Source organism: Rhodanobacter sp. A1T4 (assembly GCF_014207185.1).
GTDB lineage: Bacteria > Pseudomonadota > Gammaproteobacteria > Xanthomonadales > Rhodanobacteraceae > Rhodanobacter.
Map to the genome: position 1 here is coordinate 148,612 of NZ_JACHCP010000003.1, position 15,035 is coordinate 163,646.

The following is a 15,035-nucleotide window of genomic DNA, read 5'->3' on the forward strand; positions in this document are numbered from 1 at the left end:
CGAAGTTCGTCACTTGACGTTCCATCGATCATGCCCAACAAAAGCCCGGCTCATGGCCGGGCTTTTTCTGACAATGTCGATGGCAACTAAGCCAAATGCACTTCAGGCTTACGCGACACCGAGTGATCCCGCTTGCTGCTCGAGAGTCTGTGGTGCTAACGCCGGATGATCCCAGCCCTGCTTGGGACGAAAACGATCCCCATAGCGCTGCGCCAGTTGCTCCAGCCTCTGCTTGAGTTTGTCAGCGCCTTCGGTCCGAACGTACTGGATCGGGCCACCACGAAATGGCGCAAACCCGGTACCGAAGATCACGCCGGCATCGAGAAGATCGGCATCGTCGACCACGCCATCGGCGAGGCAGGCAATGGCTTCATTGACCATCGGCAGAATCATGCGTTCCTGCAGATCCGGCGGCATGATGTAGTCCTTGTCGACTTCGGGCTTTTGCGGCTTGCCTTCACTCCATGTGTATAAGCCCTGGCCGTCTTTCTTGCCACGTTTGCCGACCTCCATCTTGTCTTCGAGCCCTGGTGGTACTTCCAGTCCGAGGAACGGCGCGAGCTCTTTGCCCACCGATGCACAGACGTCCAAGCCAACCGTATCGGCCAGTTCGATCGGACCCATGGGCATGCCGAATTTTTTCGCTTCGCGGTCGAGCACCGGGCCAGGCACACCTTCGCTGTAAAGCCGCATGGCTTCGAGCAGATAGGGCATCAGGATGCGGTTGACCAAGAAGCCGGGCGTGCCCTTGACCGCGACCGGGAGCTTGCCAATCGCCTTGCAAAAAGCCAGCGCGCGTTTTTCGATCTCTGGATCAAGCTTGTCGTGCCGTACCACCTCGACCAGTGGCATCTGCGCCACCGGGTTGAAGAAGTGCAGGCCGAGGAAGCGCTGTGGTGCGGCCAGTCCCATGCGTAGTTCATCGAGCGGAATACTCGAGGTATTGCTGGCGAGAATCTGATTGCCCTGAAACTGCGGCTCGATTTTTCCGTAAAGTTCACGCTTGGCCTCAGCATCCTCGTAGATCGCCTCGATCGCTAGGTCGGCGCTGGCCACGCCTTTGCCCTCGACATCGGCGCGTAGGCGGCGTGTAGTCTGCTCGACTTTTTCAGGTGTCTTGAGCTTCTTCTCGTACAGCTGACGGGCGCGATCCAGTGCGGGCTGGATGAACTTCATCTCGCGATCCTGCAGGGTTACCTCGAAGCCACGAAAGGCTGCCCAAGCAGCAATGTCGCCGCCCATCACGCCGGCACCAACCACGTGCACATGTTTGATTGCGGCGTCGACGCCGGCACCTTGGCCTTTCAACCGTTCCTGCAGGAAGAAGATACGGATCAGATTTTGCGCCGTCGGCGTCTTCGCCAGCTTGGCTACCGAGCGCGCTTCCAGCTTCAGCCGCTGGGTGACGCTGGAGCCGCCGCGCTTCCACACGTCGATCATGGCGAATGGGGCTGGGTAATGTTCTTTGCGAACTTTGGCGGCAGTCTGCTTGATCATCACTGGCGCAAGAATCTGTCGGGCCAGCCAGGTATTGGTTGCCCACGCTTTGGCGCGGTGAGCGAACGGACGTGTCTGCGGGCGGCGCAGTAGATGGCGCGCTTCGGCCAGCAGTTCCTCGGGTCGGGACAGGCGATCGACCACACCCATGGCGAACGCCCGCTTGGCCGACAGTGCTCGGCCGGTCAGCATGATCGGCAGTGCATCGGGCGCACCGATCAGTCGCGGCAGCCTCGCGGTACCGCCCCAGCCGGGATGGATGCCAAGCATGACTTCGGGTAGGCCGATCTTGGTTTTTTCATCGTCTGCCGCAATGCGCTGGCGGCAGGCCAGTATCAGTTCGGTGCCGCCGCCCATGCAGGCGCCGTGAACGGCCGCGACGGTCGGGCACTGGAGTTTTGCCAGCGCTTCATAAACGCGCTGGCCGTGTTCGATATTTTCGAGCACAGTGTCATTTTTTGCGTATTCGAGAAACGCCTTGATGTCGGCGCCGACGGCGAATCCTGAGGGCTTCGCCGAATGGATGATGACGCCGGCCGGTTTCTCTATCGCCAAGCGTTCGACAATCTGCTCGAGCTCGTTGAGCACAGCGCGCGAAATCGCATTGACGCTGCTGCCCTCTCGGTCGAGACTGAGAGTGACGATGCCATCGTCGCTTTGGCTGGTCTTCCAATGGTTGAATCGCAATCCTTCGAACATAAGCATGCAAACGTCAGTGGGAGAGATTGGAACCATACCGTTCCGACGGCTTGATTGCGAGATGTGACCGGTGTACTTGACCGTAAAGTAAAGCCGGTGTGAAATCTCGAACGGAATAGCGACGGACCTGACCGATCAGCCTCGCTGCGTGAAAACGCAACCGCATTCGGCCTTATTGAAAAAGAAGATGTCGATGCTCGGTGGTTCAGCAGCTCAAAAGCGATACCCCATCCACCGCTTAATGAACGGCCGATTGACCTGGGCGTGTGTGGCTCCGTTACCGCTATCTCGAAGGACGGGGAAACCATGGATTCCGGCATGACCGCCGCTGCACCACAGGCAGCGGAGATTCTCGAGCGCATCATCGGTGCTGCGAGCGGGCTTGTCGTACTTGACAGTCCTGACGCTCTGGCATTGATTAGTCAGTTTCGTGCCGTCGCGCGCAATACCGGCCAGGCCATGTACCTTTGGCAACCCGATACCGGATTGGGCAGTCTTCGCGATGCGCATGTGCGTGTTCCCGATTGTCAACGCCTGGGTAGTGCGCTGCGCTACATGCAGCAAAGCATGCATTTCGGTATCTACTTTTTGGTTGGGCTGGAACTGCCGCTATCGGCGATGGACGCCACGTTGTTGCGCCAGCTCGCACGCATGCCGAAGGAACACTTGCGACGCGTGGTGTTGATCGATGTGCCTGCCGCATTGGCTGAGCACCTTGGCGATTTGACGGTGCGTCTGAACAGCAAAGACAGCTCCTCCAAGCGCCTGCGCCTGCGCGACGGCCGCTGGCTGGTTTGAGACTGATGAGCGCGCATTCCGGTATTTTGGTGGTGGCTACGGAGCGTGAGCTGCGTCGTAACCTGTTCGATGCGCTCGATCAGGCGGGTTATTCGAGCATCCACAGCGCGCGGGATGTGTCGCATGCGGCCATCCTGTTGGAAGGTCGCCCGGCATTGCAATTGATCATCGCCGTATTCTCGGGTGACGGGCAGCAGGCACGCATCACTTGCGAGCAGCTGAAGGATCTGTCCGGTGGCGCCGAGGTACCGCTGATCGCGGTGGTTACCGAGGAGGCGTCGTTTGATCCGATCGAGTTGCCAGTTGGCGTTTCCGACTGGTTGTGTGCCACGCAGATCAGCAGCGAGCTGGCCACCCGCTGGCGGCGCGTGGAAATGACTTTGCCGGTCCGCGCGAAAACGGAGCCAACCGCTGTCGTTACAAGTAGCGAAGGGCAGGGCGATTACCGCTATCTGTTCGACGAGGGCGATAGCGAGTGGCTGATCGTCGATCCGCAATCCCAGTGCCTGTTGGAAGTCAGTCCGACTGTGGCCCGGCACAGCCGCCTGCAAGCCAGCCAGTGGCAAGGGCTGCCATTGTCCGAAGTGCTGCAGTTCGAAGGTGTTGCGATCGAGCAGGTGCTGTTCGACGCTGATCGTCGGTGGTATCCATGCCAACGCAAATCAGCTCAGGGCATGGATACCGGCCAGGCCAGCGCGCGGCGCATCCGTCACGCTGGGCTCGCCGCGCTGGCGCTGATGTTTCGCAGCGATCGTGCTGACTTGCGCGCGGAAGCGGCGCTGTCGTTGCTATCGCGCATGTTTGTGTCTACCAGTGGCGTGGATACGCAAATTGCAGCAGCCCGACTGCTGTTCGACGAACTGGGGCTGGATTACCTCACCATCTGGTCCGCCCGTCTTGACGGCTTCGAGGCGCCGAGTCAGTTGCTGCAGCTGTGGAGCGGCGACGATCTGGAGTGGCCTGCCGTGCAGGTGCAAAGCTCGCTCCAATCAGTGCTGGGTGGCAAGCCCTTTTTCTATCGCACCGATGCCACCCGACTGGCACCGATGGATCCGCTGCTGCTGCAGCTTGATCTGGTGGGTTTTGCCGGCTTGCCACTCTACGATGAGCGCCATACGGTGCTTGGCGCGATGCTCGCCGGCAGCCGTAAGGGCTTTGGCGAGATGTCCATCATCGAACCGGTATTGCGCTGTGCGGCCGCACGTTTTGCGCAGGTGCTTGAGTTGAATCGCACGCGCGCTCAGGGGCGTGCCGAGGGGTTGGTCGATGCGTTGACTGGCCTGCCGAACCGGCTACTGTTCAACGACCGGCTGAATACAATCATCCATGAGGCGACACGCAACGGTGAGTGCTTTGCCGTGCTTTTCGTCGATCTTGATCGCTTCAAGATCATCAACGATACCTACGGGCATGCCGCCGGCGATCAGGTTTTGCGTGTCGTCGCGCAGCGTCTGAGCACTAGCGTTCGTGCTTCCGATACAGTGGCACGTTACGCGGGCGACGAGTTCATCGTGGTACTGCGGCATATCGTCAAGAACGACGATGTGTCGCGGGTAGCTGAAAAAATCATGCAGGTCATGGGTATGCCGCTGAGCCTGGATGGCGGAACCGAGCTGCAGCTCGGTGCATCGATGGGCTTGAGCTTCTTCCCCGATGATGCAACCGATACGGAAACCCTGCTCAGGCATGCTGACGAAGCGATGTATGCGGCCAAGCATCAAGGGCGCAATACGTTCAAAATTTACGAGATGAGTCCCGAGTATGCGCAGCAACACGGTACGGTGTTGCGATCGCGCCTGCGTCATGCCGAAGGCAATGGCGAACTGCGCGTGGTCTACCAGCCTCAGGTTGATACAACGAGCGAGGACATCGTCGGCATGGAGGCGCTGGTGCGCTGGGAGCACCCCGAGCTGGGCATGATCAGCCCGGCGGTGTTCATTCCGCTAGCCGAGGAGACGGGCCTGATTGTGTCGATCGGCGAATGGGTCATGCGCACAGCATGTCTGCAGGCGCAGGAGTGGGAACGACGCTATGGACTCCGGTTGCGGCTGGGTGTGAACCTCTCGGCGGTGCAACTGATCGAGCCGGATCTGGTCGACATGGTGGCCAGGGTACTCGATGAAACCGGGCTCGACCCCAGCTTATTGGAGTTGGAAATCACCGAAAGCATCAGCATCAAGACCGCGCCGAACCTCATCGAAAATCTCAATGCGCTGCATCGATTGGGTTGCCATATCGCTATCGACGATTTCGGCACCGGCGCCGCCTCGCTCGATTACCTGCGCCGGTTACCGGCCGACCGCATCAAGATCGACCAAAGCTTCGTGCGCAATATCGGTGTCGACCCCGACGATGAGGCGATCGTGCGCGCGACCATCGATATGGCGCATCGCTTGAAGCGTGCCGTGGTTGCCGAAGGCGTGGAGACCGAGCAGCACTTCGAATTTCTACGCACCCACCAATGCGATGAACTGCAGGGTTACCTGTTCTGCCGGCCGCAGCCTACGTTAAGCTTCGACAACATGCTGGCCGAGCGGCAGCGCCTGATGGAGGAGCGCAGCACCACGGCGGCTTGAGGCGGGTCGTGGTATCCCCATAACCTCTGCCCTGGGTCGAAGTCGCTACAAGCAAGTGTCCTGGTCTGACAACCTGCCAACAGGCGGTGCGTTATGGTGGCGCGATATTATGTGTACGCTGAACTTGAGCACCCGGTTGCGGTCTGAGCGGCGTGTTCAGTTTTAAACCAGTTCCCGCAGCGGATGACGGCATTGACGATGGATACAGCCCGAATGGGCGAAAACGAGCTGGACCGCGCGCTGGTCGAGCGCGTTCAGAACGGGGACAAACGAGCTTTCGATCTGCTGGTGCGCAAGTATCAGCACAAGGTCATCGGGCTGGTGTCCCGCTATGTGCGCAGTCATGCCGAGTGCGAGGACATCGCACAGGAGTCGTTTATCCGTGCCTGGCGGGCGATTGGTTCGTTCCGCGGTGACAGCGCGTTCTATACGTGGCTTTACAAGATTGCGGTGAACACCGCCAAGAACCATCTGGTTGCGATGGGCCGGCGCCCCCCGACCGACGACGTCGACGCGGAAGACGCGGTTTTCATGGCCGGCGCTGAGCGCATGCACGATAGCGCCACGCCCGAACGCGAAATGATGCGCCAGGAAATTGAACAATCCGTGTTTTCCACTGTCCAAGCATTACCCGAAGAATTGCGCACCGCCATTACGTTACGTGAAGTGGATGGTCTCAGTTATGACGAAATCGCAGAGGCGATGGGTTGCCCGATCGGTACGGTGCGTTCACGTATCTTCCGGGCACGTGAAGCGATCGATGAAAAGCTGCGGCCACTATTGTCGGACCGCGAGGACAAGACATGAATAAGGCAGACATGACTCAGGCGGATGTAAATCAGGGTGGTAACGAACAGCTTTCCGCCGCTATCGACGGCGAGCTATCCAAGGAAGCCATGCGCTTTCTGCTACGTCGGCTTGATCACGATACGACGCTGCAACAGTCGTGGACTCACTACAATCTCGCCCGCGACGGACTACGTCGGCAGCTGCCAATGATGGCCTCCGCCACTTTTGCCTCTCGCGTCATGCTGGCGATCGAGCAGGAAGCGGCGCCCGTTGGTACGAAGCGCAACCACTGGTTACGCTGGTCAGCTGGTGGCGCCATCGCTGCCAGTGTGGCTGCTGCTGCCCTGATGATCGGTCAGCCAACCGGTGATGTTGACCGCACGGCAACATTGGCGGGTCAGCATGCCAACAGTGCAGTTGCCGACGCCGCGCCGATAAGTAAATCGGCTGTTCCTGCCACTGTGCCGGCATGGTTGAGCGGCAATTCGGCGGGTATGTTGAGTCAACAGGCGTCCGCGACGAGTGATGCTGCTTTTCCAGGCGAGAACCCGCCGGTTTACGAGAGCAAGCGCTTGTCGGCCTATCCGCTGATGCACCGCTATCGCACGTTGAACAATAACGACGGCAGCTATCTGTTGTTGCTTGACCCACAGCAGCAGCCGGTGTCGGCGTCAAGGAATCCATCGCGTCAAGCCGCAGCGGCTGTCCACTGAGCCTGGCTAGTCGCTGGTGATTGCATGCAGCTAAGCGTTACATCGACCATCGGCCCTTAACTGGGCCGATGGTTTTTTGTATCTGCCTGCCTCAAGTCGCGATGGCCTAAGGTCGGTAGCTGCTGGGACTGCATTAATTGTCGAATTTTGTCGTGCTTAATTCGTTCCAACCAACCCCAAACAAGGAGGAGTCATGAATCGGTCCATCTTGCGCACTGCGGTGTGCTGCGCGTGGGTAAGCCTTGCTGCTGTTACCGCTGCGCAGGCACAGGCTGCATCTACGCCGACCACAGCAGTTCTGCCTGATTTCACCGGTATTGTCGAGAAAAATGCGTCGGCCGTAGTGCATGTCGAAGCCAAGTACACCGGCAAAAGCCGCAAGCCGTCGCGTACGTCGTCGGATCAGTCCAGCCCAGAGCAGCAAAGTCCTGATCAGGACGGCACGCCCGATGATCCACAGGCGGACATGCTCCGGCGCTTCTTCGGTATGCCGATGATGCCGTCGCCGGAAGATCAGAAACATACGTCGCTCGGTTCAGGCTTCATCATTTCGCGCGATGGCTATGTGCTTACCAATAACCATGTCGTTGATGGTGCTGATGAAGTGACGGTGCGTCTGCAGGATCGGCGTACGCTCACCGCGAAGGTTGTCGGCACCGATCCGAAATACGACATCGCGCTGCTGAAGATCAGCGATGGCAACAACCTGCCGATGGTCAGCATCGGCGATTCGCGTAGCCTCAAGCCTGGCCAGTGGGTGCTGGCGATCGGTTCGCCGTTCGGCTTCGATTACACCGTGACGCAGGGCATCGTCAGCGCGATCGGTCGTAATCTGGGCAGCAGTGATCAGCCGTATACCTCGTTTATCCAGACCGATGTACCGATCAATCAAGGAAATTCCGGTGGCCCGCTGTTCAATCTGCAAGGCCAGGTCGTCGGCGTCAATTCGCAGATCTATTCCAGTACTGGTGGTTATCAGGGTGTGGCGTTCTCGATCCCGATCGATGTAGCGATGAGCGCCGTGGAGCAAATCAAACAGCACGGGTTTGTCACCCGTGGGCAGCTCGGCGTGCATGTCGGCCCGCTCAGCGACGATGTAGTCAAGGCGCTGAAACTGCCTAATGCGAATGGTGCGATCGTCTCCGATGTCGATCCCGGCAGCGCCGCAGCCAAGGCAGGAGTGCAAGCAGGCGACATCGTCGTTGGCTACAACGGGCAATCGATCAATCAGGCCCCTGATTTGCCGCCGCTGGTCGGTTTGACCAAGCCGGGCACCAAGGTGCCGTTGGAGATTATTCGCGATGGAAAGAAGAAAGCCATTGAGGTGATCGTGGGTGCCGCACCGCGTGATGGCCGTGCCGTGTCGACGGCGTCAGGTGCGCAACCGTCGGCTCCGTCAGGCTCGACGGCACTGGGTCTTTCGGTGCAGGACATCGACGCAACCACACGCCAGCAGCTGGCACTGAAGTCGGGTGATGGTGTCGAGATCAGCAGCATCACCGGGCAGGTCGCTTCGAGTGCCGGTCTGCAGCAGGGCGATGTCATTCTGATGGTGAACCAGCAACGTATTGGCAGCGCTATTGCATTCCAGGCCGCAACCAAAGGCCTGAAGCCAGGAGACACCGTGCTTTTGCTGGTTCGCAGGGGTGACCAGAGCCAGTTTATCGGGCTGACGGTGCCTGACGGCAAGTAAAGCACTTGAGAGACTCGTCCATGTCTGGCATCAGCCGGGCATGGACGAGACGTGGTCAATGGCCAGCAAATTCACTACGTGAGACCTGTCCATCAGGTCCTTCTATCGTTTCGGGCCAGTCTGCGGGGTTCCATGCGATAATACGGGGTTAGCATTGCCAGCCGGTGATGCGCTGCCTGCGCGGTGCGTTTGGCGGCAGACCCACGTTCGACAGGCCGCCAGCGCTCCATGGAATTGATCCGCAACTTCTCCATCATTGCCCATATCGACCACGGCAAGTCGACGCTTGCCGACCGCATCATCCAGCTCTGCGGCGGTCTGGCCGATCGTGAGATGGAAGCGCAGGTACTGGACAACAACCCGATCGAGCGCGAGCGCGGCATTACCATCAAGGCGCAGTCGGTGTCGCTGCCTTACACGGCGCGCGACGGCAAGACCTACCAGCTGAATTTTATCGACACGCCTGGTCACGTCGATTTCTCGTACGAAGTCAGCCGTTCGCTGGCCGCCTGCGAAGGCGCGCTGCTGGTGGTGGACGCGGCGCAGGGCGTTGAGGCGCAATCGGTCGCCAACTGCTACACCGCGGTGGAGCAGGGGCTGGAAGTGATACCGATCCTCAACAAGATCGACCTGCCGACGGCCGACATCGAAAAGGTAAAGCTTGAAATCGAGGCGGTCATCGGCATCGATGCGACCGAGGCGGTGGCGATCAGCGCCAAGACCGGCCTCAACGTGATCGAGGTGCTGGAGGCGATCATCGCCCGCATTCCGCCGCCCAAGCCACGTGATACCGACCGGTTGCAGGCGCTGATCATCGATTCCTGGTTCGACAATTATCTGGGCGTCGTGTCGCTCGTGCGCGTAATGCAGGGCGAGATTCGCCCCGGCGACAAGCTACTGGTGATGTCGACCGGCCGCACCCACGAAGTCGGCGACGTCGGCGTGTTCACGCCCAAGCGCAAGAAGCTCGACCATCTGGGCGCGGGCGAAGTGGGCTGGATCAACGCGTCGATCAAGGACGTGCACGGTGCGCCGGTCGGTGACACGCTGACCCACGCAGGCAAACCGGCCGAGAAGGCATTGCCCGGCTTTCAGCATATGCAGCCGCGCGTGTTCGCAGGCCTGTTTCCGGTGTCTTCGGATGACTACCCGGCGATGCGCGAGGCACTGGACAAGCTGCGCCTCAACGACGCTGCGTTGTTCTTTGAGCCGGAGTCGTCCGAGGCCATGGGCTTTGGCTTCCGCTGCGGCTTCCTTGGCATGCTACACATGGAAATCGTGCAGGAGCGGTTGGAGCGTGAATACGATCTCAACCTGATTACCACCGCGCCCACCGTCGTCTACGAGATTCTGAAAACCGACGGCACCACGATGATGCTGGACAACCCGTCCAAGTTGCCGTCGTCGCCGCAGGTACAGGAAATCCGCGAGCCGATCATCGTCGCCAATATCCTCACACCGCCGGACTACATCGGCAACGTGATCACCCTGTGTGAAGAGAAGCGCGGCGTGCAGCGCTCGATCCAGTATCTGGCTACGCAGGTGCAGATCAGTTACGAGATGCCGCTGGCCGAGGTGGTGATGGATTTCTTCGACCGATTGAAGTCGGTATCGCGCGGTTACGCGTCGATGGACTATCACTTCGAGCGTTTCGAGGCCGGCCCGTTTGTGCGAACGGATGTTCTGATCAACGGTGACCGCGTCGATGCGTTGAGCCTGATCATGCATCGCAGTCATGCCGATCGCAAAGGACGCGAACTGGTCGAGCGGATGAAGGATCTGATCCCGCGCCAGCAGTTCGACGTGGCGATCCAGGCCGCCGTCGGTGCGCAGATCATTGCCCGGTCCACCGTGAAAGCCCTGCGCAAGAATGTTCTGGCCAAGTGCTACGGCGGCGATGTCAGCCGCAAGAAGAAGCTTCTGGAAAAGCAGAAGGAAGGCAAAAAGCGCATGAAGCAGGTCGGGCGCGTGGAAATTCCGCAGGAGGCCTTTCTTGCCGTGCTGCGAGTGGATAAATAAGCGCTGTGCCATTGATTTAGGCCATGATCCGCCCGGAATCAAATTTAAACTGGGCTGGACAGGACAACGACGGAGCAACACATGGATTTCGATTTTTCAGCGATTCTGCTTGGCCTCACCGTGCTGTTTGGCGTGGTGTGGGGTCTGGATCGCCTGTTCCTGTACAAGAAACGCAAGGCACGTCTCGATGCGGCCGGTACCGAATATACCGATCCTGTGCCGGTCGACTGGGCGCGTTCGTTGTTTCCGGTGGTGCTGGTGGTGTTGCTGCTGCGCTCGTTCGTGGCCGAGCCGTTCCGCATTCCCTCCGGCTCAATGATGCCGACACTGGACGTGGGCGACTTCATTCTCGTTAACAAGTTTGCCTACGGCCTGCGCCTGCCGGCCTTCAACAACAAATTCCTGAGCCTGGGCGAGCCCAAGCGCGGTGATGTAGTGGTGTTCCGGTTTCCCGGTTACTTATGCAAGAACGAAAGCGGCAAGCTGATCCGCGTGGGCGGCAGTGAGAGCGGCCCGCCGCGGCTGGGCGATGACGATGCCTGCCCAACGCCGCACCTGCCGGTCACCAGCCAGAACTGGATCAAGCGTGTGATTGGTCTGCCTGGCGACACCATCGAAGTGAACGACAGCCAGATCATCATCAACGGCAAGCCGGTCGTTGCCGACGAGATCGGTCCCTTCGTCGGCAACCCGCTGCGTGATGAGGATGGTGAACTATTGAATTTCGGCGCCACCATCTGGAACGAACATCTGGGTAATCGCGATCATCTGATCGCGCGCATGCCGTTGCGTATGTCGACCAATCCCATTCCCAATCCGCTGGTGCCTTCCAAGGTGCCACAGGGCTGTTATCTGGTGATGGGCGACGATCGCGAAAACAGCCTCGATGGTCGGTGGTGGGGCTGCATGCCGGAACAGAATCTGGCTGGCAAGGCTTTCCTGATCTGGATGAGCTGGAAGGGCTTGCACACTGGCGGCGTGGATTTTTCGCGCATCGGTACGCTGATTCACTGAGCGATTGCGTTCGAGCCGGCGCACATTTTTTTGTGCGGCTGCAACACAAGTTCGCTGAGCATGCGAGAATCCGCTTATCTGGGTGCTGTGTCAGCAAAGCCATCTGTCGTTCGGTGTATCAATAAAGCGATACCGATAAGCCTCAGCGAACACTGTCGAGAGGCTGTTCGAGCATTCCGGCAAGGTTTCACATCCAGCGGCACTTCAACAACAGGCGCGCCCTATGGGCGGCATAGTGAGGGGACTATGAAATCGAAGCAGTCAGGCGTCACTCTGATCGGGTTTTTATTCATCATTATCATTGTGGGTTTTTTCGCCTTCATGGCCATGAAACTGTTTCCGTCATATTCAGAAGCCCTGGGCGTAAGCAAGGCGATGAACCAGATTGCCACGGCCGGCACCAATGGCAAGTCGCTGGACGATATCCGCCGTGACCTGATGTTCAAGCTCAATTTTCAGTATGTGGACGATGCCACGATTAAGCCCACAGATATCACGATCAAGCGTGATGCGGGCGGCGCCAGCACGCTCAACGTCGATTACGACAAGAAAATCCCCTTCATGTACAACATCGATTTCCTGCTGCACTTCGACAAGAGCGTAGCGCTGCAGGGCAACGTAGCGCAGTAAATGGTGCAACTGTCCTACCGTTTTCGCGATCGGGCGCTGGCACAGCTGGCACTGACCCATCGCAGCATCGGCAAGCCGAATAACGAGCGACTCGAGTTTCTTGGCGATGCGCTGCTGGGTGCAGTCATTGCCGAGCTGCTGTATGAAGTTCATCCCAAGGCCAGCGAAGGCGAGCTGTCCCGGCTGCGCGCGCAGCTCGTCAACGGTCAGGCGTTGGCTGCGGTGGCGCGCGAGCTGGAGCTGGGCGACGGCCTGAAACTGGGGCCTGGCGAACTGAAGAGCGGTGGCTTCAGGCGTGATTCGATCCTGGCGGATGCGTTCGAAGCGCTGATTGCCGCGGTCTATCTGGATGGCGGTTTCGATGCCTGTCGCGAGGTGCTGCGCGGACTCTTCAGCGAACGTGTCACCGCGTTGCGGCGATCGTCCAAGGATGCCAAGACCCGTCTGCAGGAGTATCTGCAGGCTGGCGGCTGGCCGTTGCCGCAATACGAGCTGCTCGCCAGTCACGGCGAGGATCATGCCAAGACGTTCGACATCCGTTGTGCCATTGGCGAACCGCTGCCGCTAAGTGCCCAGACCCGTGGTGACAGTCGACGCGCGGCGGAACAGGACGCAGCCGAGATCGTGCTGACCCAGCTGCTGGAAAAGCAGCGCAAGACCTCCTGATTCCTTCGTCATCGCCGGTCATTGCGCTGGCCGATACGAGTACCGAAACCTGCCATGTGCCTCGCGCGGGCTGGTCCCTTTCCATGCTGTTTGCGGCGAAGCACTACACTTGCCGTCCGACTTGTCGAGCAACTCACGTCATGAATCACGAACTGGACTTAACCGACGACACCGGCCCCAGCCTGCCGCACGATGATTTTCGCTGCGGCACGGTGGCTTTGGCGGGCCGTCCCAACGTGGGCAAGTCCACGCTGCTGAACGCGCTGATCGGCTTTCGCCTGTCGATCGTTAGCCCGCGGCCGCAGACCACGCGCCACCGCATTCTCGGCATTGCCACCAGCGAAGCCGGACAGATCCTGTACGTCGATACGCCCGGCCTGCATCGTGGCGCCAAGCGCGCGATGAATCGCAGCTTGAACCGTGCGGCGCGTTCGGCGATCAGCGATGTCGATCTGGTCGTGCAGGTGATCGAGGCCGGTCGTTTTACCGACGAGGACGAGGCACTGTACGCCGCCCTGGTCGAGCAATCGTCTCCGCGCATTCTGGTGATCAACAAGGTCGACCTGAGCAAGGACAAGACAGTCATGCTGCCGTTTGTCACCGAGCTGGTAGCCAAGCACAGCTATGACGAAATTCACTACGTCAGCGCGCTCAAAAAACAGGGCCTGAAAGAACTCGAACAGGCCATTCTGAAGCGCCTGCCGGTGCAACCGCCGGTCTATGCCGATGACGAAGTCACCGATCGCAGCGAGCGCTTTCTCGCCGCCGAGATGGTGCGCGAACAGTTGATGTTGCGGCTCGATCAGGAGCTGCCGTACGCCACCACGGTGGAAATCGAGCAGTTCAGCGATCGCCCCGACGGCATTGCGGAGATCCACGCCATCATCTGGGTCGAGCGCGATGGCCAGAAAGCGATCGTGATCGGTAACGGCGGCGCCCAGCTCAAGTCGATCGGCATGGGCGCGCGTCGCAACATGGAGCGCATGTTCGAGCGCAAGGTCTTCCTCAAGCTGTGGGTGAAGGTACGCGAAGGCTGGGTCGACGATGAGAACATGTTGAAGAAATTCGGGTATACGGATTAGGAACGAGAGGCGAGGGCAGAGGGACGAGTAGCAAGCGCACAAGTCCGAACGATCTTGGTTAGCATGAGGGCTTGCAATGCCTTCCATCGAAACGCCCTCGTCCCTCGTCGCTAGACCTTCGCCATGCGCATCGAACAGCAACCCGCTTATGTGCTGCACGCGCGGCCTTATCGCGAGACGTCGCTGTTGCTCGAATGCCTGACTCGGGAACACGGCCGGCTCGGAGTGATCGCGCGTGGCGTGCGCGGCGAAAAGGCTCGGCTACGCCGTGCGCAGCTCGAACCCTTTCAGTCCGTGGCGATGGATCTGCTGCTTCGCGGCGAACTGGCAACGTTGACAGCGGTGGAGCCGGTCGGCGTTCCACTGCGCATGATCGGCGACGCTGCACTGGCCAGCCTTTATCTGAATGAGCTGGTAGTGCGTCTGACCGAGCGCCAGGATCCGTTCCCTGGTTTGTTCGATGTTTACGCGAAGACGCTGGTGCAACTGGCCACGGGCGAGCCGCTGGCATGGACGCTGCGCCGCTTCGAGCGCGACCTGCTGGAAGCGATCGGCTACGGCCTGCAGCTGGAGTACGACTCCGAAAACGGGGAGCCGCTCGAATCCGACGGACACTATCGATATCTGGTCGATCAGGGCGCCGTGCGCAGCGTGGCCAGCCATGCGCGGGCGATCCGCGGCAGCGATCTGCTCGCGCTGCAGCGGGATCAGATGCCGGATAACACCGGACTGCGTGCGCTGCGTGATCTGATGCGCGAGATCATCCGCTTCCATCTCGGTGGTGGTGAACTGCGCGCCTGGCGTGTACTGGCGATGACCGGTTCGCGCCGCTGATCATTCGCCGCCGAGGGCGGCCGTT

12 protein-coding genes are annotated in these 15,035 nt (G+C 59.7%); 11 read left to right on the forward strand and 1 reads right to left on the reverse strand.

Going from position 1 to position 15,035, the window contains the following annotated elements:
- Positions 1-108 precede the first annotated feature (108 nt).
- Positions 109-2,202, reverse strand: coding sequence for a 3-hydroxyacyl-CoA dehydrogenase NAD-binding domain-containing protein (locus tag HDE80_RS07030; protein ID WP_184669245.1), 2,094 nt, complete (start codon positions 2,200-2,202; stop codon positions 109-111).
- A gap of 300 nt (positions 2,203-2,502) precedes the next feature.
- Between HDE80_RS07030 and HDE80_RS07035 the strand changes: the two genes are divergently transcribed.
- From HDE80_RS07035 to recO, 11 genes are all read left to right on the forward strand, one after another.
- Complete coding sequence (locus HDE80_RS07035) at positions 2,503-2,994, forward strand: hypothetical protein (protein ID WP_184669247.1); 492 nt, start codon at positions 2,503-2,505, stop codon at positions 2,992-2,994.
- 5 nt (positions 2,995-2,999) lie between these two features.
- The gene (locus HDE80_RS07040; protein ID WP_184669249.1) at positions 3,000-5,570 is read left to right on the forward strand and encodes an EAL domain-containing protein; all 2,571 of its coding nucleotides are present in this window, start codon (positions 3,000-3,002) and stop codon (positions 5,568-5,570) included.
- Between the two features lie 213 nt (positions 5,571-5,783).
- Complete coding sequence (gene rpoE, locus HDE80_RS07045) at positions 5,784-6,377, forward strand: RNA polymerase sigma factor RpoE (RefSeq protein ID WP_184602556.1); 594 nt, start codon at positions 5,784-5,786, stop codon at positions 6,375-6,377.
- On the forward strand, positions 6,374-7,072 hold the full coding sequence (locus tag HDE80_RS07050; RefSeq protein WP_255483621.1) for a sigma-E factor negative regulatory protein: 699 nt from the start codon (positions 6,374-6,376) through the stop codon (positions 7,070-7,072). Before rpoE ends, HDE80_RS07050 begins: the two co-directional genes overlap by 4 nt.
- Before the next feature lie 193 nt (positions 7,073-7,265).
- Entirely contained in the window at positions 7,266-8,765 is a 1,500-nt protein-coding gene (locus tag HDE80_RS07055; RefSeq protein ID WP_184669251.1) for a DegQ family serine endoprotease, read from the forward strand.
- 228 nt (positions 8,766-8,993) lie between these two features.
- Positions 8,994-10,784 (forward strand): translation elongation factor 4, encoded by a 1,791-nt coding sequence (gene lepA / locus HDE80_RS07060; RefSeq protein WP_184669253.1) that lies wholly within the window; start codon positions 8,994-8,996, stop codon positions 10,782-10,784.
- A gap of 81 nt (positions 10,785-10,865) precedes the next feature.
- Positions 10,866-11,798 (forward strand): signal peptidase I, encoded by a 933-nt coding sequence (gene lepB, locus HDE80_RS07065; RefSeq protein WP_184669255.1) that lies wholly within the window; start codon positions 10,866-10,868, stop codon positions 11,796-11,798.
- A gap of 246 nt (positions 11,799-12,044) precedes the next feature.
- Positions 12,045-12,428: a DUF4845 domain-containing protein gene (locus HDE80_RS07070; protein ID WP_184669257.1), complete on the forward strand. Its 384-nt coding sequence runs from the start codon at positions 12,045-12,047 to the stop codon at positions 12,426-12,428.
- 3 nt (positions 12,429-12,431) lie between these two features.
- A complete protein-coding gene (gene rnc / locus HDE80_RS07075; RefSeq protein ID WP_184669259.1) occupies positions 12,432-13,094 on the forward strand; it encodes a ribonuclease III in 663 nt (220 codons plus the stop codon).
- Positions 13,095-13,234: 140 nt separating this feature from the next.
- Positions 13,235-14,176 carry a GTPase Era gene (gene era / locus HDE80_RS07080; protein WP_184669261.1) on the forward strand — a complete coding sequence of 314 codons (942 nt, stop codon included), beginning with the start codon at positions 13,235-13,237 and terminating at the stop codon, positions 14,174-14,176.
- Positions 14,177-14,299: 123 nt separating this feature from the next.
- Positions 14,300-15,010, forward strand: a complete 711-nt coding sequence (recO, locus tag HDE80_RS07085; protein ID WP_184669263.1) for a DNA repair protein RecO — start codon at positions 14,300-14,302, stop codon at positions 15,008-15,010.
- Positions 15,011-15,035 lie beyond the last annotated feature (25 nt).

Coding starts and splice junctions, on each gene's coding strand:
- HDE80_RS07030 (WP_184669245.1), bottom strand. CDS start 2,202: ATGCTTATGTTCGAAGGATTGCGATTCAACCATTGGAAGACCAGCCAA.
- HDE80_RS07035 (WP_184669247.1), top strand. CDS start 2,503: ATGGATTCCGGCATGACCGCCGCTGCACCACAGGCAGCGGAGATTCTC.
- HDE80_RS07040 (WP_184669249.1), top strand. CDS start 3,000: ATGAGCGCGCATTCCGGTATTTTGGTGGTGGCTACGGAGCGTGAGCTG.
- rpoE (WP_184602556.1), top strand. CDS start 5,784: ATGGGCGAAAACGAGCTGGACCGCGCGCTGGTCGAGCGCGTTCAGAAC.
- HDE80_RS07050 (WP_255483621.1), top strand. CDS start 6,374: ATGAATAAGGCAGACATGACTCAGGCGGATGTAAATCAGGGTGGTAAC.
- HDE80_RS07055 (WP_184669251.1), top strand. CDS start 7,266: ATGAATCGGTCCATCTTGCGCACTGCGGTGTGCTGCGCGTGGGTAAGC.
- lepA (WP_184669253.1), top strand. CDS start 8,994: ATGGAATTGATCCGCAACTTCTCCATCATTGCCCATATCGACCACGGC.
- lepB (WP_184669255.1), top strand. CDS start 10,866: ATGGATTTCGATTTTTCAGCGATTCTGCTTGGCCTCACCGTGCTGTTT.
- HDE80_RS07070 (WP_184669257.1), top strand. CDS start 12,045: ATGAAATCGAAGCAGTCAGGCGTCACTCTGATCGGGTTTTTATTCATC.
- era (WP_184669261.1), top strand. CDS start 13,235: ATGAATCACGAACTGGACTTAACCGACGACACCGGCCCCAGCCTGCCG.
- recO (WP_184669263.1), top strand. CDS start 14,300: ATGCGCATCGAACAGCAACCCGCTTATGTGCTGCACGCGCGGCCTTAT.